17 protein-coding genes are annotated in these 23,208 nt (G+C 70.6%); 10 read left to right on the plus strand and 7 right to left on the minus strand.

The genetic code is table 11. The features are described 5' to 3' along the window. Positions 1 to 5: 5 nt before the first annotated feature. Both AB0Q90_RS21135 and AB0Q90_RS21140 read right to left on the minus strand, forming a co-directional pair. Complete coding sequence (locus tag AB0Q90_RS21135) at positions 6 to 689, minus strand: 4'-phosphopantetheinyl transferase superfamily protein (RefSeq protein WP_363159935.1); 684 nt, start codon at positions 687 to 689, stop codon at positions 6 to 8. Further along, on the minus strand, positions 686 to 1,546 hold the full coding sequence (locus AB0Q90_RS21140; protein WP_363159934.1) for a metallophosphoesterase: 861 nt from the start codon (positions 1,544 to 1,546) through the stop codon (positions 686 to 688). Before AB0Q90_RS21140 ends, AB0Q90_RS21135 begins: the two co-directional genes overlap by 4 nt. Positions 1,547 to 1,850: 304 nt before the next feature. On the opposite strand from AB0Q90_RS21140, the gene AB0Q90_RS21145 reads away from it, so the two are divergent. Both AB0Q90_RS21145 and AB0Q90_RS21150 read left to right on the plus strand, forming a co-directional pair. Then, positions 1,851 to 2,969: an ATP-grasp domain-containing protein gene (locus tag AB0Q90_RS21145; RefSeq protein WP_363159933.1), complete on the plus strand. Its 1,119-nt coding sequence runs from the start codon at positions 1,851 to 1,853 to the stop codon at positions 2,967 to 2,969. Between the two features lie 133 nt (positions 2,970 to 3,102). Next, positions 3,103 to 4,779, plus strand: coding sequence for a carbohydrate binding domain-containing protein (locus tag AB0Q90_RS21150; RefSeq protein ID WP_363159932.1), 1,677 nt, complete (start codon positions 3,103 to 3,105; stop codon positions 4,777 to 4,779). 23 nt (positions 4,780 to 4,802) lie between these two features. On the opposite strand, the gene AB0Q90_RS21155 is transcribed toward AB0Q90_RS21150, so the two are convergent. The 4 genes from AB0Q90_RS21155 to AB0Q90_RS21170 all read right to left on the minus strand — a co-directional run bounded on the left by AB0Q90_RS21155 (position 4,803) and on the right by AB0Q90_RS21170 (position 11,029). Further along, on the minus strand, positions 4,803 to 5,630 hold the full coding sequence (locus AB0Q90_RS21155) for a sulfotransferase (protein ID WP_363159931.1): 828 nt from the start codon (positions 5,628 to 5,630) through the stop codon (positions 4,803 to 4,805). Between the two features lie 204 nt (positions 5,631 to 5,834). After that, positions 5,835 to 8,885, minus strand: a complete 3,051-nt coding sequence (locus tag AB0Q90_RS21160; protein WP_363159930.1) for a glycoside hydrolase family 38 C-terminal domain-containing protein — start codon at positions 8,883 to 8,885, stop codon at positions 5,835 to 5,837. 45 nt (positions 8,886 to 8,930) lie between these two features. Next, the gene (locus AB0Q90_RS21165; protein WP_363159929.1) at positions 8,931 to 10,268 is read right to left on the minus strand and encodes a 6-phospho-beta-glucosidase; all 1,338 of its coding nucleotides are present in this window, start codon (positions 10,266 to 10,268) and stop codon (positions 8,931 to 8,933) included. After that, positions 10,265 to 11,029, minus strand: a complete 765-nt coding sequence (locus AB0Q90_RS21170; RefSeq protein ID WP_363159928.1) for a DeoR/GlpR family DNA-binding transcription regulator — start codon at positions 11,027 to 11,029, stop codon at positions 10,265 to 10,267. The genes AB0Q90_RS21165 and AB0Q90_RS21170 overlap by 4 nt, the downstream gene beginning before the upstream one ends. A 128-nt stretch (positions 11,030 to 11,157) precedes the next feature. Here AB0Q90_RS21170 and AB0Q90_RS21175 point away from each other — a divergent pair, with 128 nt between their 5' ends. From AB0Q90_RS21175 to AB0Q90_RS21210, 8 genes are read left to right on the plus strand one after another with little or no spacing between them, the layout of a single operon-like run. Beyond that, positions 11,158 to 12,177, plus strand: a complete 1,020-nt coding sequence (locus AB0Q90_RS21175) for a carbohydrate kinase family protein (RefSeq protein ID WP_363159927.1) — start codon at positions 11,158 to 11,160, stop codon at positions 12,175 to 12,177. Between the two features lie 38 nt (positions 12,178 to 12,215). Further along, positions 12,216 to 13,499, plus strand: a complete 1,284-nt coding sequence (locus AB0Q90_RS21180; protein WP_363159926.1) for an extracellular solute-binding protein — start codon at positions 12,216 to 12,218, stop codon at positions 13,497 to 13,499. Continuing rightward, positions 13,499 to 14,452, plus strand: a complete 954-nt coding sequence (locus AB0Q90_RS21185; protein ID WP_363159925.1) for a sugar ABC transporter permease — start codon at positions 13,499 to 13,501, stop codon at positions 14,450 to 14,452. Before AB0Q90_RS21180 ends, AB0Q90_RS21185 begins: the two co-directional genes overlap by 1 nt. A 12-nt stretch (positions 14,453 to 14,464) precedes the next feature. Next, positions 14,465 to 15,319, plus strand: coding sequence for a carbohydrate ABC transporter permease (locus tag AB0Q90_RS21190; protein WP_363159924.1), 855 nt, complete (start codon positions 14,465 to 14,467; stop codon positions 15,317 to 15,319). Then, the gene (locus AB0Q90_RS21195) at positions 15,316 to 18,366 is read left to right on the plus strand and encodes a glycoside hydrolase family 2 TIM barrel-domain containing protein (protein ID WP_363159923.1); all 3,051 of its coding nucleotides are present in this window, start codon (positions 15,316 to 15,318) and stop codon (positions 18,364 to 18,366) included. Before AB0Q90_RS21190 ends, AB0Q90_RS21195 begins: the two co-directional genes overlap by 4 nt. Positions 18,367 to 18,400: 34 nt before the next feature. Further along, positions 18,401 to 20,224: a LamG-like jellyroll fold domain-containing protein gene (locus AB0Q90_RS21200; RefSeq protein ID WP_363159922.1), complete on the plus strand. Its 1,824-nt coding sequence runs from the start codon at positions 18,401 to 18,403 to the stop codon at positions 20,222 to 20,224. Between the two features lie 25 nt (positions 20,225 to 20,249). After that, a complete protein-coding gene (locus AB0Q90_RS21205) occupies positions 20,250 to 21,905 on the plus strand; it encodes a PHP domain-containing protein (RefSeq protein WP_363159921.1) in 1,656 nt (551 codons plus the stop codon). A gap of 24 nt (positions 21,906 to 21,929) precedes the next feature. Beyond that, positions 21,930 to 22,760: a PaaX family transcriptional regulator C-terminal domain-containing protein gene (locus tag AB0Q90_RS21210; protein WP_363159920.1), complete on the plus strand. Its 831-nt coding sequence runs from the start codon at positions 21,930 to 21,932 to the stop codon at positions 22,758 to 22,760. On the opposite strand, the gene AB0Q90_RS21215 is transcribed toward AB0Q90_RS21210, so the two are convergent. Further along, entirely contained in the window at positions 22,751 to 23,206 is a 456-nt protein-coding gene (locus AB0Q90_RS21215; RefSeq protein WP_363159919.1) for a MaoC family dehydratase, read from the minus strand. The genes AB0Q90_RS21210 and AB0Q90_RS21215 overlap by 10 nt on opposite strands. Positions 23,207 to 23,208 lie beyond the last annotated feature (2 nt).

Below are 23,208 nucleotides of genomic sequence, written 5' to 3' on the forward strand. Positions count from 1 at the left end.
GGGGGTCAGGGGTGCGGGACCGTGACCACGGACGCCACCAGCCCTCGGCCGACCGTCCAGCGGCCGTCGAAGTGGCCGAGGCGCCGGCCGTCGCCGAGCAGGGGGCCGGGGACGAGAAGTGTGGCGCGAAAGGTGCCGCTCGGGCGGTCACCGGGGTCGGCGGCGAGCTCGATGTCGGCCTCGGTGAACTCCAGCCACTGTCCGGTCAGGGGGAACCACGCCTTGTAGACGGACTCCTTGGCGCTGAACAGCAGCCGGTCCCAGCGGACGTCGGGGCGGTCGTCGGTCAGGGCGCGGATGCGCTGCTGCTCGCCGGGCAGGGACACGGCGGCGAGCACACCGTCGGGGAGCGGCTCGTTGGGTTCGGCGTCGATGCCGAGGGAGGCCAGGTCGGTGGCGCGGACCACGGCCGCGGCGCAGTAGCCGTCGCAGTGGGTCATGCTGCCCGCCAGGCCGGCCGGCCAGCGCGGGGCGCCCCGGTCGCCGGGCAGGAGGGGCTGTGCGGGCACGCCCAGCTTCTCCATGGCGCGGCGGGCGCAGGAGCGTACGGCGGCGAACTCACGGCGCCGTTTCTCGACCGCCTGTGCCACGACGGCCGCCTCCTCGGGGTACAGCGGCGCGGGCCCGGGTTCCTCGTCCCCGTACAGCTCCACCGTCACCACCGAGTCCGGCAGCAGTTCCTCGATCACGGTGCCCCGACCTCCCTGGGCAGTATGCGACGCAGCCGTCCCGGCGGTTCCGGGCGCTTGCGCCACTCACGCGGGTATCCCACCGACACCTCCTCGAAGCGGACACCGTCGTGCCAGGTGGTCCGCGGGATGTGGAGGTGGCCGTAGACCATGGTCTCGGCGCGGAACCTGGTGTGCCAGTCCGCGGTCAGCCCGGTGCCGCACCACATGGCGAATTCCGGGTACCACAGGATCTCCGTGGGGTGCCGGTCGAGCGGGTAGTGGTTGACCAGGACGGTGGGCAGGTCGTCGGGGAGGGCGGCGAGACGGCGTTCGGTCTCGGCGACCCGGGCGCGGCACCAGGCCTCGCGGGTGGGGTACGGGTCGGGGTGCAGCAGGTACTCGTCGTTGCACACGATGCCGGTGCTGTGCGCGTAGGCGAGGCCCTGCTCTTTTGTCGCGCAGCCCTTCGGGAGGAAGGAGTAGTCGTACAGCAGGAAGAGCGGGGCGACGACGACGGGGCCGCCGGGGCCCTCCCAGCGGGGGTAGGGGTCCTCGGGGGTGGTCACACCGAGGTCCCGGCACAGGCCGACCAGGTAGTCGTAGCGGGCGACGCCGCGCAGGGTGACGGGGTCGCGGGGGTGGGTCCACAGTTCGTGGTTGCCGGGGGCCCAGATGACCTTGCTGAACCGGCCTGCGAGGGTTTCCAGCGCCCAGCGGATGTCGGCCACGGTCTCCGCGACGTCGCCGGCGACCAGAAGCCAGTCGTCGTCGGAGTCGGGCCGCATCTTCTCGACGAGGGAGCGGTTCTCCTCGTAGCCGATGTGCAGGTCACTGATGGCCAGCAGCTGTCCGGCACCGCCGACCGTCGACGCCACCTCTCGTCCCCCTCCGCACTCCGAAAGCACCACCAGAACACAACCACCGTACGGGTTCAAGACGGCTTCACGCCGAGCCGCGGGCATATTCCGTGCGGAACTTCAGCGACTCATGATCCGGACGGGCATGATCGGAAAATCCGTAACACGCATGTTGCACGCGGGCCCTCCGCGGGGCCGTATGATCGCCCCAACACCACCGCCATGAACTTCCCTTCGCACGGGGCGGTTTGGTGTACCTCCCATCACCCTGGCCGGGCACGGCCTGCTTCGCCGTGCCCGCGAACCGTGAAAGGCGGCCTGCATGGTCTCTCGCGTACGCGTCTGGCTCAACCGCACGTACGCGGAGAACGTGTTCTTCATGGATCAGCTGCGGCGAAATCCCAGCGACCGGGCCGTCGAGATCCATGCCACCCACGGGGACGCCGACTCGCCCGTGCTGGCCGCCGCCGACACCGCGGACCTGGAGCCGGAGGGGCTGTCCCCGGCCGGTTACGTGGAGTACGCCCTGGACCAGTGCCAGCGGCGCGGGATCGACGTGTTCGTGCCGCGGCTGCACCAGGCGGCGGTCGTGGCGCACCGCGCCGAGTTCGAGGCGGTCGGTACGGCGCTGCTGGCGCCGCCGCCGGAGGCGGTGTCCGTCTTCCACGACAAGGTGATCGCCTACGAGGCGGTCCAGGCGATCGGGGTACCGGTTCCGCCGTGGTGGCGAGTGCGGACGGCCGACGAACTCGTGGGCGCAGTGGAGGAGTTGGAGGCGCGCGGCCACAAGGCGTGCTTCAAGCCGGCGTCCGGGGCGGGCGGGGTGGGCTTCCGCGTGATCACGCGCGCCCCCTTCTCGCTCGTGCACCTCAACGGATTCCCGAGCCCGTACGTGCCGCTCGATCTGGTCCTGGCGGCGCTGAAGGAGGCCGAGGAGGAGGTCGACTGGCTGGTGATGCCGCGGCTGGAGCAGCCGGAGGTGTCGGTGGACTGCCTGACCGGGCCGGACAACCGGGTGCGGATGGCCATCGGCCGCACCAAGAACGGCCGGCGGCGCGGGTTCACGCTGCAAGAGCAGTGGCTGGCGCCCGCGCGGCTGCTCGCCGAGGAATTCGGGCTGCACTATCTGTCCAACGTGCAGTTCCGGATGCTCGGGGACCGGCCGGTGCTGATGGATGTGAACACGCGGCCGGCGGGCGGTCTGCACCAGCTGTCGCTGTGCGGGGTCAATGCGCCCTGGGCCGCCGTGCAGTTGGCGCTCGGGGAGGACCCGGGGGAGATCGTGCCGCCGTTCCTCGGGCAGGACTACACGGTGGTGTCGGGGCCGCGGCCGTTGCGCGGGGTCTCCCTGCCGCAGCAGCGGATGGAGGAGGCTCTGCCCGCCGTGCCCGCGCCGGTCACCTCCGTCGAGGTGAGGGCGGGTCAGGTACTGCCCCTCTGAGCGGCAGATCCCCTCTCCGGTATGGACCAATCGACGCACAGACTCTTGACAGGTTGATTGGTCCAGACCAAATCTGGATGCGCACTCTCTTGCACCACCTCCCGAACACCCCCCATTCCTTCAGGGAGTTCGTGTGCGCATCCCACTCAGACGCACCAGACGTCGTCTTCTGGCCCTGCTCGGCTCCGCCGCCCTCGCGGTCACCGGAGCCGTCGCCCTTCCGGGTACGGCCCACGCGGCCAACATCCTGCCCAACCCCGGCTTCGAGTCGGGCTCCCTCTCCCCCTGGTCCTGCACCGGCAACCTCGGCTCGGTGGTCTCCTCACCCGTGCACAGCGGCACCAAGGCCCTTGCAGGCGCGGTGAGTTCCAGCGACAACGCCAAGTGCAGCCAGACCGTCACCGTCCGGCCGAACACCGCGTACACCCTGTCGGGCTGGGTGCGCGGCTCCTACGTCTACCTCGGTGTCGACGGCGGCGCCTCGACCTGGACCACCTCGCCCTCGGCGTACAGCCAGCTGAGTCTGACGTTCACCACCGGCGCCACACAGACCTCGGCCACCGTCTACACGCACGGCTGGTACGCGCAGGGCACCTACTACGCCGACGACATCAGCCTCGACGGGCCCGGCGGCGGCTCGGACACCCAGGCACCGACGGCGCCCTCGAATCTGCAGTCCACCGGCAAGTCCTCCTCCAGCGTGTCCCTGGCATGGAACGCCTCGACGGACAACGTGGGTGTGACCGCGTACGACATCTACAGCGGTTCGAACCAGGTGCTGAGCGTCTCCGGGACGACCGCCACGGTCGGCGGGCTGGCGCCGAGCACCGGCTACACCTTCACCGTGCGGGCGCGGGACGCGGCCGGGAACGTCTCGGCGGCCTCCAACGCCGTGAGCGTGACCACCGATCCGGGCAGCGGTGGCGGCGGCTTCAAGCAGGCCGCGCCCTATCTGTACCTCGGCTGGGGCGATCCGCCGAGCGCGACCTCGGTGATGAGCGCGACCGGCATCAAGTGGTACACGATGGCCTTCATCCTCTCCTCCGGCGGCTGCAACCCGGCCTGGGACGGCAACCGGCCGCTGACCGGCGGCAACGACCAGACGGTGATCAACTCGATCCGGTCCGCGGGCGGTGACATCGTCCCGTCGATCGGCGGCTGGAGCGGCAACAAGCTCGGGCCGAACTGCTCCACCGCCGAGGCACTGGCGGGCGCGTACCAGAAGGTGATCGACGCCTACGGGCTCAAGGCCATCGACGTCGACATCGAGAATTCGGACGAATTCGAGAACGCGACCGTGCAGGACCGGATCCTCAACGCGCTGAAGATCGTCAAGGCCAACAACCCGGGCCTGCGCACGATCATCACCTTCGGCACCACGACCACCGGCCCCAACTACTGGGGCAACCGGCTGATCGACCAGGCCAAGGCGCTCAACGCCAATATCGACGTGTTCACGATCATGCCGTTCGACTTCGGCGGCGGCGCCGACATGTACGGCAACACCGTGAACGCCACCGAGGGGCTGAAGAACAAGCTGAAGTCGGCCTTCGGCTGGGACGACGCGACGGCGTACGCGCACATCGGCATCTCCGGCATGAACGGGCTCAGCGACCAGCAGGAGCTGACCTCGCCGGCGACCTGGACGCAGATCCGCGACTGGGCCAACTCCCGGCACCTCGCCCGGCTCGCGTTCTGGTCGGTCAACCGCGACCGGCCGTGCCCGGGCGGCGGCGTGACCAGCAACTGCTCCGGCATCAGCCAGAGCAACTGGCAGTTCACCTCGATCACGGCCGGGTTCACCGGCTGACACCGCAGACGGCGTGGGGGTACCTAGACCGGGTACCCCCACGCCCGCGCGATCTCCTTCAGACGCGGCGGGAGTTCGACGTCCGGGTCGGCGGTGCGGGCCGCCTGGATACGGCCGGACTTGATGGTCGGGGACCAGTCGCCGAGCTGCGGGCGGAAACGGCCGTGGTCCTTGCTGCCGTAGTCGAGCATCGCGGCCTCCCAGGGGATGCCGAGGTGCTCGCAGATGCCGCGCGTCACCTTCTCCGGCTCGGCGGTGAGGTCCTCGTAGGTGATCACATGGAGGTTGTCGAGGCTGCGCCGCGCCTCCTCCAGCTTCTCGCTGTAGTTGGCGACCTCGGCGAGGATCTCCGCGTGGTCGGGGTCCGCGCGGCGGTCGGTGAGGGAGGCGATGATCGCGCCCGGGTGGCGGAGCAGCAGGAGGTAGCGGGCGTTCGGCCAACATCGGTTGAGCCGCGGCCAGATGAGGGTGTTCGGCGGCGTCTTGTCGACGATGACGTCCTTGCCGCTGCGGGTGAGCTCCAGATGCAGCACCCGGTCCCACAGCACGTGCTCCAGCTCGTCCTTGTCCAGTTCGAGCGCCTTCATGGCGTCCGCGGTGAACGAGCGGGAGAGGTTGACGTGCAGGGTGCGCAGATGCATCTCGTGCGGGGCGCGGATCCGGCTGTGACTGTTGAGCAGGACACGCAGCAGGGTCGACCCGGAGCGCACCGACGACAGCACGAACACCGGCGAGTCCACCAGGCGCGGGGCGGGCGGGGCGGTGTACGCGTCGGCCGCGGTCGGGCGGCTGCGGGGCGCGGGTACGGCGTCCAGAGTCGTCCGGCGCGGGGGGCTCACCGCCTCCCTCATCAGCCTCCCCCGCCGCCTCAGTCCCTTCCCGATCGCGTAAATGCGCGGGTCTCCCACGGTGACACCTCTCTCTCGCGCCTGCCCCCGCATCCCACGGGCAGCAGACGAACTGAAGGTGACGGGGAGGCGAAGCGCCGTGGTCACGGAGGCCCGGATTCCGGCCGTGACCAGGCGCTTTACCGCTTCCTTAAATCTTCCTGGGAGTTACTGTGCAACCGCCTTGGTCAGGCGCAGGGTGAGGATCTGGAACGGCCGCAGCCCGATCCGGACGGCTCCGGCCTCGACCTCCGCGTCTTCAAGGGGGCGTTCCAGCAAGTCGGTGACCTGGGCGGAGGCCAGCGGGAAGCCCGAGCGCAGCACTCCCTGGGCACGGCCACCGCGGGACTCGTAGAGGCGGACGACGACGTCGCCGGAGCGGTCGTCGGCGAGCTTCACGGCCTCGACGGTCACGCCCTCGCCGGTCACCGACACCACCGGCTCGGGGGCGCCCGCCGCGTCCGCCACACGCAGCGGCAGGTTGAGGGCGTAGCCCTCGGCGACGGCGTCCTCGATCGTGGCGCCGGGGAGCAGCGCGTAGGTGAAGCGGTGGCGGCCCTGGTCGGCCTCGGGGTCCGGGACCCGCGGGGCCCGCACCAGGCTGAGGCGCACCGTGGTCGTCGTACCGCCGTCCTCGCGGACCGTGCGGGAGATGTCGTGGCCGTAGGTCGAGTCGTTGATCACCGCGACGCCGTAGCCGGGTTCGCCGAGGTGGACCCAGCGGTGGCCGGAGACCTCGAAGCGGGCCGCCTCCCAGCTGGTGTTGGTGTGCGTGGGCCGCTGGATGTGGCCGAACTGGATCTCGGCGGAGGAGTGCGGGGCCCGGATGTCGATCGGGAAGCCCGCCTTGAGGAACTTCTCGGCCTCGTGCCAGTCGATCTCGGTCTCGAAGTCGATCCGGGGGCTGCCGGCGCGCAGGGTGACGGTCTGCGTGATGGTCGAGCCCTTGCCGAAGGAGCGTGTGACCCGGACCGCGCCCACCAGGGGGTTCTCCTCGACGACCGTGATCTCGGTGGCGTCGAGCAGGTCGGTGTAGCGGTTCTTGTAGTGCTTGTCGACGTCCCAGGCGTCCCAGTAGTTGGGCAGGTCGGTGTGCAGGCGGAGCAGGTTGCCCTTGTCGGCGAGGACCTCGCGGTTCGCCTTGAGGTCGCGTACGGAGGCGAGCGTGCCGTCCTCGGCCAGCTCGACGCGGACGAGACCGTTGTCGAGGACCCGGCCGCCGACCGTGACGGGCCGCGCGGGCGCGGCGCCGGCGAGCGGGGCGCTGCCGTTCGCCGGTACCTGTACGAAGGCGGGAGCGCCCTCGGCCGTACGCACGACCTCCGCCCGGTCGTACGGGCTGGTGTTGAACACCCGGCTGTCGCCGCCGCCCAGCGCGCCGACCGCCTCGCTCGTGATGACCTCCAGCTCCCGTGCCACACGGGCGTATTCGGCCTCCGCCTCCCGGTGCACCCAGGCGATCGAGGACCCCGGCAGGATGTCGTGGAACTGGTGCAGCAGCACCGTCTTCCACAGCCGGTCCAGCTCCTCGTACGGATACGCGTACCCCGGCGCGTGCAGCGCCGCCGTCGTCGCCCACAACTCCGCCTCGCGCAGCTTGTGTTCGCTGCGCCGGTTGCCCTGCTTGGTGCGGGCCTGGGTGGTGTAGGTGGCGCGGTGCAGCTCCAGGTAGAGCTCGCCCACCCAGACCGGGGCGTCCGGGTACTCCTCGCGGGCCTTGGCGAAGAAGGCGTCGGGGTGTTCCACGACGACCTTGGGCGAGCCCTCCAGGTCCGCCAGCCTGCGGGCCCGTTCCATGATCTCGCGGGTGGGGCCGCCACCGCCGTCGCCCCAGCCGAAGGGGGCGAGGGAGCGGGTGGCGCCGCCCTTCTCGGCGTAGTTGCGGACCGCGCGGGACATCTCCACGCCGCTGAAGCGGGCGTTGTAGGTGTCGACCGGCGGGAAGTGGGTGAAGATGCGGGTGCCGTCGATGCCCTCCCACCAGAAGGTGTGGTGGGGGAACTTGTTGGTCTGGTTCCAGGAGATCTTCTGGGTGAGGAACCACTCGTTGCCGGCGAGCTTGGCGAGCTGCGGGTAGGCCGCGTTGTAGCCGAAGGAGTCCGGCAGCCACACGCCCTTGGTCTCGATGCCGAAGTGCTCGATGAAGAACCGCTTGCCGTGCACGAGCTGGCGGGCGATGGCCTCGCCGCCCGGCAGGTTGCCGTCGGACTCGACCCACATGCCGCCGACCGGCGCCCACTGGCCCTTCTTCACCGACTCCTGGATGCGCGCCCACACCTGCGGGTAGTTGTCGCGCACCCACTCGTACTGCTGGGCCTGCGAGCAGGCGAAGATGAAGTCGTCGTACTCCTCGGCGAGCGCGGTGACGTTGGAGAAGGTGCGGGACGTCTTGCGCTTGGTCTCGCGGATGGGCCACAGCCAGGCGGAGTCGATGTGGGCGTGGCCGACGCCGGAGATGATGTGGGCGCTGGCGTTGGCGGGCTTGGCCAGCGCCAGCCGGAGCGCGGCGCGCACGTCGGACGCGGATCCGGAGATGTCGTCCAGGTCGAGGAGGTCCATCGCCCGGTCGAGGGTGTGCATGATCTCGTGCCGGCGCGGGTCGTGCTCGCCGAGTTCCAGCATCAGTTCGCGCAGCACCTGGACGTCGAGGTCGAGGTGGAAGACCTCCTCGTCGAGGACGGCGAGGTCGGCCCGCCTGAAGGTGTAGAGGGGCTTGTCGCCGGCGGTCAGGACGTCACCGAGCGGGGTCGGGCCCGCGAAGTCGTTCGCGAGGATGTCCGGGTTGGAGGCCGCCTCGACCAGGTAGTCGATCCGCTCGCCGCCGGTCGCCGGGTTGGCGATCGGCACGTACTGGTTGAGCGGGTTGACCGCCTTCAGCGGGGTCCCGTCCGTGCGGTGGACCAGCGCCTCGGCCTGGTTGCCGGGCCAGTCCCCCACGAAGCCGAGGTCGATGACCGCCTCGACGCGCCTGCCGGCCCACTCGGCGGGCACCTGTCCGCGCATCCGGAACCAGGTCGTGCCCCAGGGCGGGCCCCAGGGGGTGTCCATCGCGAAGGGAGCGTAGGGGGCGGCCGCCGCCTCCTCGAACGGGACCGGCTCCCCCGGCGCCTGCCAGGCCTCCACCTCGAAGGGCGCCGTGGCCGCGTAGATCGCGGGCTTGATCCGCTGGTTGTGGAGGCGCTCGACGCGCTCCTCGATCCGCCGGCGTTCGTCGTGCATGAGTGTCTCCAGAGAGCGTGCGGGAAAGCGCTTACCGCGAAGGGCTTACTTAAGGTACGCCAGGCCGGGGTGGACCTCGGTGTAGCCCTCCACCAGCCTGCGGGCGACGTTCACGGAGTCGACCAGCGGGTGCAGGGCGAAGGCCTTCACTGCGGTGGTCCGGGAGCCGGACTCAGCGGCAGCGAGGACCTCGCGCTCGACCGCCTTGACCGAGCAGACGAGCCCGGTGGCATGGTCCGGCAGCGGGTCGACGGCGACGGGGTGGGCGCCGTTGGCGTCGACGAGGCAGGGCACCTCGATGACGGCGTCGGCGTCGAGGACGGAGAGCGTGCCGCGGTTGCGCACGTTGAGGATCAGCGTGGTGCGCTCGTCCCGGGCGATGGCCCGCATCAGGGCGAGGGCGACCTTCTCGTAGCCGCCGGACAGGTCGTCGGCGTCGCGTTCGCCGGCGCCCGCCGTCTCCCGGTTCTCCGCCATGTACGTCGCCTCGCGCTCGGCGCGGGTGCGGTCCCAGGCGGTCAGCGCGGCGGCGTCGGGGGCGCGCATCTCCTCGTAGAAGCGGGCCTGTTGGTCACGGAGGAAGGCGCCGCGGGTCTGCTCGGCCTCCTGGTAGGCGCGGACGGCCTCCCGGTTGAAGTAGTAGTAGTGCAGGTACTCGTTCGGGATCGCGCCGAGGGACTGGAGCCAGTCGACGCCGAACAGCTTGCCCTCCTCGAAGGAGCCGAGCAGGGCAGGGTCGGCGAGCAGCCGCGGGAGTTCGTCGCGGCCGGCGATGCGCAGGCCGCGGACCCAGCCGAGGTGGTTGAGGCCGACGTAGTCGATCCAGGCCTGCTGGGGATCGGCGCCGAGCACCCGGGCGATACGGCGGCCGAGGCCGACCGGTGAGTCGCAGATGCCGATGACCCGGTTGCCGAGGTGGCGGGACATGGCCTCGGTGACCAGGCCCGCGGGGTTGGTGAAGTTGATGACCCAGGCGTCGGGCGCGAGACGGGCCACCCGCTGGGCAATGTCGACGGCCACCGGCACGGTCCGCAGTCCGTAGGCGATGCCGCCCGCGCCGACCGTCTCCTGGCCGAGGACGCCCTGGGCGAGGGCGACCCGCTCGTCGTTCGCACGCCCCTCCAGGCCGCCGACGCGGATCGCGGAGAACACGAAGTCGGCGCCGCGCAGCGCCTCGTCGAGGTCGGTGGTGGCGGTGACCTCGGGGGCGTCGGGGATCGCGGCGGCCTGCTCGGTCAGCACCCGGGTCACCGCGGAGAGCCGTTGCGCGTCCAGGTCGTGCAGGACGACCTCGGTCACCCGCCCCTCGCCGCGGTCCCCCAGCAGCGCCCCGTACACGAGCGGTACGCGGAATCCGCCGCCGCCCAGAATCGTCAGCTTCACGCCTGCACCTTTCCTGCCAGGACCACGTCGACGCCGGCCTCCTCCAGGGAGGCGCGGGTCGTCGCGTCCATGGGAGCGTTCGTCACCACCACGTCCAGGTCCTCGGGACCGCACACCTTGGCCATACCCGTCCCCGGGAACTTCGCCGCGTCGGCGAGCAGGACGACCTTGTCGCTCGCGGCGATCATGGCGCGCTTGACGGGGACCTCGACCACGGTCGTATCCATCACCTGCCCGCCCGGGCGCACTCCGCTGGTGCCGAGGAAGAGCCAGTCGGCGTGCAGCTGGCGCAGGTTGTCCTCGGTGAGGAAGCCGACCAGGGAGCGGTACTCGCGCCGGACCATGCCGCCGAGCAGGACCAGTTCGATGGCCTCGTCGTCCGCGAGCTCCTCGTAGACCACCAGGTTGCTGGTGATCACGGTGAGGCGGCGGCCGTGCAGCTGCCGGGCCAGCCGGTAGGCGGTGGTGCCGATGTCGAGCAGCACCGACTGGCCGTCCTCGACCATGGCCGCCGCGCGCGCCGCTATGGCGTCCTTCTCGGCGACTCTGATCTCGGCGACCTCGGCGAAAGGCTGATCGCCCTCGTCCACGACCGCGCCGCCGTGCACCCGGGTCAGCAGCCCGTCCTCCTCCAGCTTGACCAGGTCGCGCCGGATGGTGGCGGGGCTCACGCCGAGCTGCTCGGACAGGTCGGTCACAGCCGCGGGACCGCCCGAGCGCAGGGCCCGCAGGATGAGTTGGTGTCGTCGTTCTGCCAGCACGACGTGAACACTACTCGTCATTCCCAATCATTTCTATGCTCACTTCTGCTCGACTATTGACCAATCTCGCGGAGCGGCGCACGATTCCGTGCACCGAATTTGAACGGTTCTGACGAGAGGGCGTTCCCTTGGACGACGACCGGCCCGATGTGCTGCTGACCGGGCTGCTCTTCTACGACCTCGTCCTGACGGGCCTCGGGAAGCCGCCGACGCCGGGCGAGGAGATCTGGACCTCCGGGATGGGCAGCGGCCCCGGCGGCATCGCGAACCTGGCGGTCGCCGCGTCCCGGTTCGGCCTCAGGACCTGTCTGGCCACGGTCTTCGGCGACGACTTCTACGGCGCCCACTGCCGGGACGTCCTCGCCGGGCAGGAGCACGTCGACCTCGCGCTCTCCCGCACCGCGGACGGCTGGCACACCCCCGTCACCGTCTCCCTGGCGCAGGGCGACGACCGGGCCCTGGTCACCCACGGCCAGGAGCCCCCGTACTCGCAGGACGCCCTGATGGGCGACCCGCCCGCGGCGCGCACGGCGCTCGTGCACCTGGAGGCCGAGCCGCGCGAGTGGATCGGCAAGGCCGCCGCGAACGGCACGCTCATCCACGCCGACGTCGGCTGGGACCCCACCCAGCAGTGGCCGGCCGGTCTGCTCGACCAGCTCTCGCTGTGCCACGCCTTCCTCCCCAACGAGACCGAGGCGAGGGCCTACACCCGCACCGACAGCGCGGCCGCGGCACTGCGCGCGCTCGCCGAGCTGGTGCCGGTCGCCGTGGTCACCCGCGGGGGCGACGGGGCGATCGCCGTCGACCAGACGACCGGCGAGTACGCCGAGGCCCCGGCCCTCGACATCGATGTCCTGGACGCCACCGGCGCCGGCGACGTCTTCGGCGCGAGCTTCGTCGCGGCCTCCCTCGGCGGCTGGCCGCTGGCCGAGCGCCTGCGGTTCGCGGTGCTGGCCGCCGGTCTCTCCGTGCAACACCACGGCGGCGCGCTCGCGGCGCCCGGCTGGTACGGCGTCGACCGCTGGTGGCGCTCACTCACCGACCCCGAACTCCGGCGCGCGTACGGCTTCCTGGCCGACCGTCTCCCCGCGGACCCAGGACCTCCCCTCCGGCACGCGCCGGTCACTCCCCCCGCACGGCAGAACTGACCCCCCGAACCGAACGAATCCGAAAGGCGGTGGGAGCTGTGCGGCTCTCACGAAGAGGCCTGCTGCGCGCGGGCCTGGCCGGTACGGCCACCGCGCTCGGCGGCCTGGCGTCCGGCTGCGCCGTACCGACCGGCTCCACCGGCCGGAACATGGTGCTGTGGTACTGGAGCGGCGGCCTGAGCGACACGGTCGTCAAGAACGCCAAGGCGCGCTACGACAGCGCCGTGGACCTCCAGGCCATCCAGATCGGCGGCTACTACCGCTCCAAGCTGATCACCACCATGGCCGGCAACGCCCACATCCCCGACATCGCGGGCCTCAAGGGCGAGGACATGGCGTCCTATCTGCCCAACACGGACCAGTTCGTCGACCTGCGCACGCTCGGTGCGGAGAAGTACAAGGGCCAGTACCTGGACTGGAAGTGGGACCAGGGCATCGCGGACGACGGCACGATGATCGGCTTCCCGATCGACTGCGGGCCGGTCGCCCACCTCTACCAGTACGACGTGTTCCGCAAGGCGGGGCTGCCCTACGAACCCGACGACGTCTCAAGGGAGTTGAACACCTGGGAGAAGTTCTTCGCCGCGGGCGAGCGGCTGAAGCAGCGGCTCCCGGGCACCGACCTGCTCACCGACATCACCTCCGTCTACGAGAACGTGGTGAACCAGGGCAGCAAGCGGTACGTCGACAAGGACCGCCACTTCATCGGCGACCAGGAACACGTGCGCAACGCCTGGGCGCTGGCCGTCGAGGCCAAACGGCGCGGGATCGTCTCCAACCTGGTCAGCGGCACCCCGGACCAGCTGTCGGCCATCGAGAGCGGCAAGCTGCCCAGCCAACTGAACGCCTCCTGGGCCACCTTCGACATCAAGAACGGCGTACCGAAGACCAAGGGCCGCTGGCGGGTGGCCGACATGCCCGTGCGGCCCGCCAACAACGGCGGCTCGTTCCTGTCGATCACCAAGGCGTGCCGGGAACCCGAGCGGGCCTTCGAGATCATCACCTGGATACTCAACGCCGCCAACCAGGGCCAGGGTTACCTCGACGCGGGCCTCTTCCCCTCCACGCCCGCCTCCTACGGACTGAAGCAGCTCCAGGAGCCCGACCCCTTCTTCGGCGGCCAGGTCACCACCGATGTCTTCGGGCCCGCCGCGCAGAAGATCGCCGTCGCCTACAACAGCCCGTACGACATCGCGCTCGGGCAGCCGATCAAGGACGAGATCAAGAACGTCGGTGTCCTCGGCAAGGACCCGGACAACGCCTGGAGTGACGCCATGAGCAAGTGCCGGCGCATCGCGAAGCACCTGGGGGTGAGCCACTGATGGCCGTCATCGAGCAGACCCCGCCCGTCGTGGCACCGCCCTCGCCCGTACGCCCGAAGTCGGCCTTCAGGAAGTACTGGCATCTCTACGCCGCGATCTCCCCCTTCTATCTCCTCTTCCTCGGCTTCGGCCTGATCCCGGTCGGCTTCTCGCTCTACCTGTCCTTCCACCGCTGGGACGGGCTCGGCTCGATGGAGTGGGCGGGCCTGTCGCAGTACCAGTACCTGATCGGCGACAGCGACTTCTGGAACGCGATCGGGAACACGATCGTCATCTGGGCGCTGGCCACCTTCCCCATGATCCTCCTGGCAATGGTGACGGCCGTGATGCTCAACTCGGCGGTCCGCTTCAAGAGCGTGTACCGCGTCGCCTACTTCCTGCCGAACATCACCTCGGTGGTCGCGCTCGCGATCGTCTTCGGCTCGATCTTCTCCACCAACTTCGGTCTGGTGAACGCCGTGCTCCAGGCGGTGGGCATCGACCAGGTGGCCTGGCTGAACACACCGTGGGGTATCAAGGTCGCCATCGCCTCCCTGATGACCTGGCAGTGGACCGGCTACAACGCGATCATCTTCCTCGCCGGACTCCAGACCGTCCCGAGCGACCTCTACGAGGCGGCGCGCATGGACGGCGCCGGTCCCGTGCAGACCTTCTTCCGGATCACGCTGCCGCTGCTGCGGCCGACGCTGCTGTTCGTGCTCGTCGTCTCCACGGTCACCGGTCTGCAGAGCTTCTCCGAGCCGCAGGTACTGCTGCAGACCACCGCCAACGACTCGACGTATGCGGGTGGTCCGGGCCACGCGGGCCAGACGATGGTCCTCTACTTCTTCCAGCAGACCTTCGACAACAACGACTTCGGGTACGGCGCCGCGGTGGCCTGGGGCATCTTCCTGGTCGTCGTCCTCTTCTCGATCGTCAACTGGCGCCTGGTGCGGCGCCGGGGCGAAGACTAGGAAGGCCGCGTCATGGCATCCACCAAGGGAGCATCCGTCAAGGGGTCCCGCCGCAGAGGGATCGCGCTGCACGCCGGACTGATCGCCGGCACTCTGCTCTCGGCCTTCCCGTTCTACTGGGCCGTGATCATGTCGACGCACTCCACGTCGGAGATCTTCTCCTATCCGCCGAAGCTGCTGCCGGGCACGCACTTCCTGGAGAACGTCCGCGGCCTGTTCGACGCCGTCGACTTCTTCGGGTCGATGGGCAACTCGCTGCTGGTCGCGACGGCGGTGACCTTCCTGGTCCTGTTCTTCGACTCGCTGGCGGCGTTCGTCTTCGCCAAGTTCCAATTCCCGGGCCGGAAGCTGCTGTTCGCGCTGCTCATGATGATCTTCATGGTGCCGGCGCAGCTGTCGGCCATCCCGCAGTTCGTCATCATGGCGAAGCTCGGCTGGATCGGCTCGATGACGGCGCTGATCGTGCCGGCGGCGGCCAACGCGTTCGGCATCTTCTGGATGCGCCAGTACATGAAGAGCGCCATCCACGACGAACTGCTCGACGCCTCCCGGCTGGACGGCGCGAACTTCCTGCGCCAGTACTGGCATGTTGCGCTTCCCGTGGTCCGCCCGGGCCTCGCCTTCCTCGGCATCTTCACGTTCATGGGGCAGTGGAACGACTACGCCTGGCCCCTGATTGCCCTCACCAACCCCGACAACGTCACCCTCCAGGTCGCGCTGTCCCAGCTCAACGGCACCCACGGCACCACCGACTACGGCATCGTCATGACCGGCGCCCTGCTCGCCCTCGTCCCGCTGCTGATCGTGTTCGCGATCGGCGCCCGGCAGATCATCGGCGACCTCGCCAAGGGGGCCGTGCGCGGATGAACCCCCTGACGGCGCTGCGCCCCTGGGCGGCACCCGAGGTGACCTCCTGGGGGCGGCTTGCGATGAACTCCGTGGACCGGCGGGCCGGTGCGATACGGCTCGACGGCGAGTGGCGGTTCCAGCTGCTGCCGTCGCCGGACGCACCGGTCGGGGACGACTGGTCCTCGACGTACGTCCCCGGCGCCTGGACCCTCCAGGACACGGGTGACCTCCCCCAGTACACGAACGTCCGGATGCCGTTCCCCGAGTTCCCGCCCGAGGTGCCCGACGCAAACCCGACGGGCGTGTACGAGCGTGAGGTGGAGGTGCCCGCCGCGTGGGCGGGGCGGCGGATCGTGCTCCAGGTCGGTGCCGCCGAGAGCGTGCTGCTGGTGCAGGTGGACGGGCGACCGGTCGGGATCTCCAAGGACTCCCATCTCGCGGCCGAGTTCGAGCTGACGTCCCTGGTCCGCCCCGGCTCCTCGGCGACCGTACGGCTCACCGTCGTGAAGTGGTCCGACGCCTCGCACATCGAGGACCAGGACCAGTGGTGGCACGGCGGCATCACGCGATCGGTGCTGTTGTACTCGACGGACCCGCTGTATCTGGCGGACGTGACCGTGCGGGCCCACGCGGACGGCGAGCTGCGCGTCGACTGCCGGGTCCGCGGCGATCTGGCGGCCGGGTGGTACGTCACAGGCCGGCTGGACGGCGAGGCCTTCGCGCAGGACACCGACTTCGACCGGCTCAACGCCGAGGAGGAGCGCGTCTCCGACTTCCTCGGCGAGGCCCGGATCGTCGCCGCCGTCCCGGAGGTACGTACGTGGACGGCCGAGACACCCGAGCTGTACGGCCTCGCCGTCCGGCTGCACCGCGCGGACGGAACGGTCGCGGACACCTCGTACCACCGCATCGGCTTCCGTGACGTGGAGATCGTCGGCCGGGACCTGCTGGTCAACGGCGAGCGGATCTACGTCCGGGGCGTGAACCGGCACGACTTCCATCCGCTGACCGGACGGACCGTGTCCTGCGACGACCTGCGCGCCGACCTCGTAGTGCTCAAGCGCTTCGGCTTCAACGCGATCCGCACCGCGCACTACCCCAACGACCCCGCGCTGTACGACCTCGCGGACGAACTCGGCTTCTATGTGGTCGACGAGGCGGACATCGAGTCGCACGACCACGCCCACGAGATCGCCGACGACCCGCGCTATGTGAACGCCTTCGTGGACCGGGTCTCGCGCATGGTCCTGCGGGACAAGAACCATCCGTCGGTGATCATCTGGTCGCTGGGCAACGAGTCCGACTACGGGGCGAACCACGACGCGGCGGCGGGCTGGGTGCGCCGGCACGATCCGACGCGGCCGATCCAGTACGAGGGGGCGGCCAAGCTCGACTGGGCGGCGACGGACGACGCCTCCGACATCGCCTGCCCGATGTACGCACCGATCGAGGACTGTGTCGCGCACGCCCTCTCCGGTGAGCAGACGCGACCCCTCATCCAGTGCGAGTACTCGCACGCCATGGGCAACAGCAACGGCACGCTGGCCGACCACTGGGCCGCCATCGAGTCAACGCCGGGCCTTCAGGGCGGGTTCATCTGGGAGTTCTGGGACCACGGAATTCTGCAACGCGTGAGCGACGGAAGACCGGCCGGGCGTGGGGGCGTCGGGCTGTACGACAACGGTGTCACCGCGCCCGGCCACCGCTGGGCGTACGGCGGCGACTTCGGCGAGGTGATCCATGACGGCGCGTTCATCGCCGACGGGATCGTCTTCCCCGACCGCACGCCCAAGCCCGTGATGTACGAACACCGGGAGATCGCGGCACCGGTGCTGTTGCGGTGTTTCCGGCACGAGGGGCTGGTGGTGCAGAACCACCAGTGCTTCCGGGGCCTGGACTGGCTCGCCGCCCGCTGGGAGCTGGCGCTCGCGGACGGACGGACGGTCACCGCTCCGGCCGGGCTGCCGGATCTGCGGCCCGGCGAGACGGCGGTCGTGCCGCTGCCGTTCGAGCTGCCGGACGACGGCGGCGAGGCCTGGGTGACGCTCAGGGTGACGACGAAGGACGACGAGCCGTGGGGGCCGCGCGGCACGCAGGTGTGCGCGCCCCAGCTGCGGCTGCGGGGGCCCGCCGTTCCGGAGAACCGTTCCGCCGGCTTCGGGGCCGAGGTCGAGATCGACGAGGAGGGGCTCCTCGTCCACCCTCTCCTCGCGGCCGGTCCCACGCTGTCCCTGTGGCGGGCGCCCACCGACAACGACGAGCTGGGCGGCATCGCCGCGCGCTGGCGCGGCTGGGGCCTCGACTCACTGGTCCGCAAGGTCGTCGAGGTGCGGCGCAGCGGCGGGGGCGTGACCGTGCGCGCCGAGTACGCCGGCACGGTCGGTGTCGTCCACCACGTGCAGACCTTCACCCCGGTCGAGGGCGGCATCCGGGTCGATGAATCCGCCGAACTGCCCGAGGACTTCTACGACGTGGCCCGGGTCGGCTCGGTGTTCGAGACGGTGCCGGGGCCGGACCTGCTGGAGTGGTTCGGGCAGGGGCCCTGGGAGTCGTACCCGGACCGCAGCGCGGGGGCGCCGGTCGGCCACCATCGCCTGCCCGTGGACGAGCTGTTCACCCCGTATCTGCGCCCGCAGGAGAGCGGCGGCCGGCACGGCGTACGGCACTTCACGCTGTCGGCGTCGCCGGACGCAATCGGTGTCTCGGTACCGCCGGACGCGATCGGTCTCTCGGCGCCGCCGGACGCGATCGGTCGCTCGGCACCACCGAACACCACCGGCCTCCCGGCACCGCCAGACACCACCAGCCCCTCGGCACCGCCAAACGCCACCACCCTCGCCGTGCGCCTGGACGAGCCGCGGCAGGTCTCGGTGGCCCGGTACCGCGCCGAGGACCTCACCGCGGCCACGCACCACGACGAGCTGGTCCCGCGGCCGGGGTGCGTGGTGCACATCGACGCGGCCCACCGAGGTCTCGGCACCGCGTCGTGCGGGCCGGACACCTCGGCCTCCCATCTGATCCCGCCGGGCGTCCACCGCTGGAGCTGGACCCTGCGCGCTCTCTGAGTCCCCCCGGTTCTCACCTTCCTACGGAGCACACGTGTGCACTTCGCCCGAACACGGGTCCGAGCATGCCCAGGCCGGCGCCGGACGCCGCAGCTTCCTGCGGGCCACCGCGCTGCTCGGCGCCGCCGCCACGGCGGGCCTCGCGCTGCCGACGGCGGCCGAGGCGGCCCCGGACAGCCGGTGGCGGCCGGACCCGGAAAGCCGCCGCTTCACGCTCGCCGTCATGCCGGACACGCAGTACCTCTTCGACGGGCCCAGCATCGACAAGGCTCCCGTCGAGGCCTCGCTGCGCTACCTCCTGGAGCAGGGCAGGGAGGAGAACATCGTCTTCCTGTCCCACCTCGGTGACCTCACCCAGAACGGGGCCGTGGCCGAAGTCGCCGCGATCAGCGAGGCGTTCGGGCTGCTGGACCGGCGGGACGTCGGCTACAGCGTCCTGGCCGGCAACCACGACGTGAAGTCGTCGACGACCGACCAGCGCGGTGCGTCCCCGTACCTGAAGGCTTTCGGTCCGGACCGGTTCAAGGGCAGCTCCACTTTCGCGGGGGCCTCGGCCGACGGCTACAACACCTTCCATCTGTTCCGGGCGGCCGGCCGGGAGTGGCTGGTGCTCGCGCTCGACTGGCGGCTGTCGGACCGGGGGTACGCGTGGGCGAAGGACGTCCTCGCCCGGCATCCGAGGACGCCGGTGATCCTCACGACGCACGAGCTGGTCGTCGAGGACGACACCCTCTCCTCCTACGGGCAGCAGTTGTGGGACCGCCTGATCGAGGACCACGACCAGATCTTCCTCACCCTCAACGGCCACTACTGGCCCGCCGCCCGCGCGACCCGCAGGAATGCGGCCGGACATGACGTCCATCTGCATCTGACGAACTACCAGAACCGCTACTTCGGCGGCGCCGCGATGATCCGGCTCTACCGCTTCGACCTGGACCGGAACGTCATCGACGTCGAGACGGTCTCGCCGTGGATCCTGGGCCGGGCCGCCGAGGGGCTCAACGAGCTGGAGCGGCAGGAGATCGAACTCAGCGGCGACGCCGACCGGTTCACGGTCGGGATCGACTTCGCCGACCGCTTCTCCGGCTTCGCCCCGGTCCCCGCCCGTCCGGAGCGGCCGGCCTCGCGGATGCTGGTACCGGGCACGGTGGCCTACTGGCGCTTCGGGAGCGCGGTGACCGACACGGTGCGCGACCTGTCCGGCCGCGGCAACGACCTCGCCCTGGTCAGCGTGGGCGGTGGCACGCTCGGCTGGTCCGCCGACCACCATCCCGACCAACCGGGCCACGGCAGCCTGGAGTTCCGGGGCGACAAGTCGCCACTGACGGGCGCGTATCTGCGCACGGTCGAGAGCGCGCCCATCAACTCGGCCACCTTCAAGGCCGGTTACACCATCGAGGCGTTCTATCGTCTCCCCGCCGACTGGGACCCCTCGCACCACGCCTGGTCCGGCCTCGTCGGCCGCACCGGCACGGGCGGCGCCGCGGGCAAGACCGCCGACGACCCCGACGAGCCGCTGGCCACGCTGTCACTGTCCAACGACCGCGAGCCGCAATGGGCCGTGCGCCCGCTCAACCAGGAGGGCATCGCCACCAACTGGGGCCAGGAGACACCGCTGGAGACCTGGTGGCACCTGGCGGTCGTCAACGACGGCGAGCACACCACGCTCTACGTCGAGGGCTGCCCGGTGGTCCGCAATCCGAGGGCCGCGGCGATCGGCATCACCTCGGTGGGCCTGCCCTGGCTGCTCGGCGGCTACGAGTACGCCGGGCAGATCGACCAGATCCTGCACGGCCGGCTCGGCGACGTCCGGATCGTCGAACGGGCGCTGCCCGTCACGTCGTTCATGAACCACTGACACCCCGTCACGAAAGAGGCCACCCGTGAACGACCAGCAGCTGCCCGCCTGGGCCGATCCAGCCGTGTCGCCCGCTTCCCTCGACCCGCAGGGCCTGTCCCGGCGCGGACTCCTGCGCGGTGCGGGCCTGTTCGGTGCCGCCTTCGCCCTGGGTTCGGCCGCCGTGCCCGCGGCGGCGTCCACCGCGAGCCAGGACGATCCGCGCCTGGCCTACCTCGTCGGCGACCACCACATCCACTCCGTCTACAGCCACGACGCCAAGTACACGTTCTCCCAACTGGCCGCCGCGGGCGCGAAGTACGGCCTGGACTGGATGGTGTTCACCGAGCACTCCAACTTCGGGCACGCCCGCTACGGCGCCCCGCTGGAGCACGAGGAGATCCTCAAGGCGCGGGCCGAGAACCCGCGCCAGCTGATCTTCCAGGGCCTGGAGTGGTACATCCCGGCCGCCGAGCACTGCACGGTCTTCGCCGCCCCGGGCCCGCACGAGGTGGACCTCCTCACCCGGTTCGAGAGCGCCTACGACGGCAAGCTGCTGGGCTGGACCGACGGCTCCGCGGGCGGCGCCGACACTGCACGCAACGAGGCCCACGCCGTCAAGGCGATCCAGTGGCTGGCCGAGCAGCGCCGCACCGGCTACATCGACGACGTGCTGGTCCTCGCCAACCACCCGATGCGCCTGGGTATCGACTCCCCGCACGAGCTGCGGAACTGGCGGGACGCGGCCCCCGAGATCATGATCGGCATGGAGGGCGCGCCGGGAGCCCAGGGCGCGGCCATTCCCGGCTGGCGCGGCTCTGCCTCGATCCGCGGCGAGTACGAGAACAAGCCGTCGGCGCAGTCCTGGGCCGGCTACCCGGCGAACGCGTATCTCACGTACGGCGGTTTCGACTGGGCGACCGCGACCGTCGGCGGACTGTGGGACGCGATGCTGGCGGAGGGCCGGCTGTTCTCGATCACCACGAACTCCGACGCCCACCGCATCGTCTTCGACACCTGGCGCAACGGCGACTGGCCGGCCGGGCAGAACTTCGACAGCACCGGCCGGCTGCCCGACCCGGTGAACACCGACACCGCCCAGCCCGGCAGCGACTTCTGGCCCGGCCAGTTCTCCCGCACCCATGTCGGCGTCACCCGCTACGGCTACCGCGCGGTGATGGCGGGCCTGCGCGCGGGCCGCGTCTGGCTGGACCACGGGCATCTGCTGGACGGTCTTGAGGTGCGCCTCAAGCGCGCGGGCGACTACGGGCGGGGCGTCACCCTGGGCGGCAGGCTGCGCGTCCGCAAGGGCGAGAAGCTCGTCCTCGACGTGACGGTGACGTCCGCCTCCCGGCCCAACCCGCAAGGGATCCTGCCCGAGTTGGCCCATGTGGACGTCATCCGGGGCGCGGTGCGCGGCCCGTCCGCCGACCGTGACTCCTGGCGGGCGCCCGACACCAGGGTCGTGGAGACAAGGGACGTCAGCGGCCGGAAGGGGACGTACACCCTGCGCATCCCGCTGACCGCCGGGGACGAGTCCTTCTACGTCCGGCTGCGCGGCAGCGACGGCAACCGCCACGGCGCGGGCTTCCTGGGCGCCTCGGTCGACCCGCACGGGCCGGTCCCGCACGAGCCCGGCAACGGCGACCCGTGGGCCGATACATGGTTCTATTCCAACCCCGTCTTCGTGGACACGCACTGATCGACCGGAGGTACCGTGGGCCGCGTGAGCACGGAAGAGTCGCTGCGGCCCCAGTCCCTGATGCTGACGTTCCTGGGCGAGCAGGTGCTCGGCCGGGACGTCTGCGTGTACTCGGGCAGCGTCATCGACGTCTTCGCCCGCGCGGGCGTCGGCGAGCAGGCGACGCGCTCGACGCTGACCCGGATGGTGAACCGCGGTCTGCTGCGCCGCCAGCGCGAGGGTCGCCGGATGTACTTCGGGCTGACGGAGCGCTCGACGGCCGTGCTGCGCGGCGGCGAGCGGCGGATCTGGCAGACCGGGGCGGTCAACCGGCACTGGGACGGCACCTGGACGCTGCTCGGCTTCTCGCTGCCCGAGTCCTGGCAGCGCCAGCGCCACGACCTGCGCTCCCAGCTCACCTGGAGCGGCTTCGGCCCGCTGTTCAGCGGACTGTGGATCGCGCCGGGCGAGGTCGACGTCCAGGAACTGGTCGCCGAGCTCGGCCTGTCCGCCCATGTGAAGATCTTCCGCGCCCACGCGGATGCCGGCATGGACATCGGCGCGATGATCGAGGAGACCTGGGAGCTGTCCGAACTGGCCGCGCGCTACGAGGCGTTCGCTACCCGCTGGAGCCCCTGGGAGACGCAGCCGCCGGAGGCCGACGAGGCCCTCGCCCTGCGTCTGCGCCTCCAGACGGAGTGGCTCCGAATCGTCCGCCGCGACCCCCGTCTGCCGGTGAAGCATCTGCCGGACGACTGGCCGGCCGACCGGGCCGAGAAGACGTTCCGGGCGGTCCACGAGCGGCTGAGTCCGCTCGCGGACGCCTCGGCGGAGCGGCTGCTCGACCTCGTGCCCGTGCGCGAGGCTCAGGCGTAGAACCGCGACAGGCTCTGCAGCACGGCCGCCGGCTTCGCGCCGCCCTCGATCTCGATCGCCCCGTCGACGGTGATCTGCACCCCGCCCGGCACGTCCTCGACCTCGGTGAGCCGGCCGGACAGCCGGATGCGTGAGCCGACCTTCACCGGGGAGGGGAAACGCACCTTGTTCAGGCCGTAGTTGACCTTGGTGGTGACGCCCTGGACGTCGAGGAGTTCGGTGAAGAGGGGGATGAAGAGGGAGAGCGTGAGATAGCCGTGGGCGATGGGGGCGCCGAAGGGTCCCTCGGCGGCGCGGGCGGGGTCCACGTGGATCCACTGGTGGTCGCCGGTGGCGTCGGCGAAGGTGTCGATGCGCTCCTGGGTGACCTCGATCCATTCGCTGGTGCCGAGGTCGCTGCCCGCGAGCTTCTTCAGTTCGTCGAGGCCGTTCACGGTGATGCTCATGG

It is taken from the genome of Streptomyces sp. NPDC079141 (assembly GCF_040686775.1).
Taxonomy (GTDB): Bacteria; Actinomycetota; Actinomycetes; order Streptomycetales; family Streptomycetaceae; genus Streptomyces.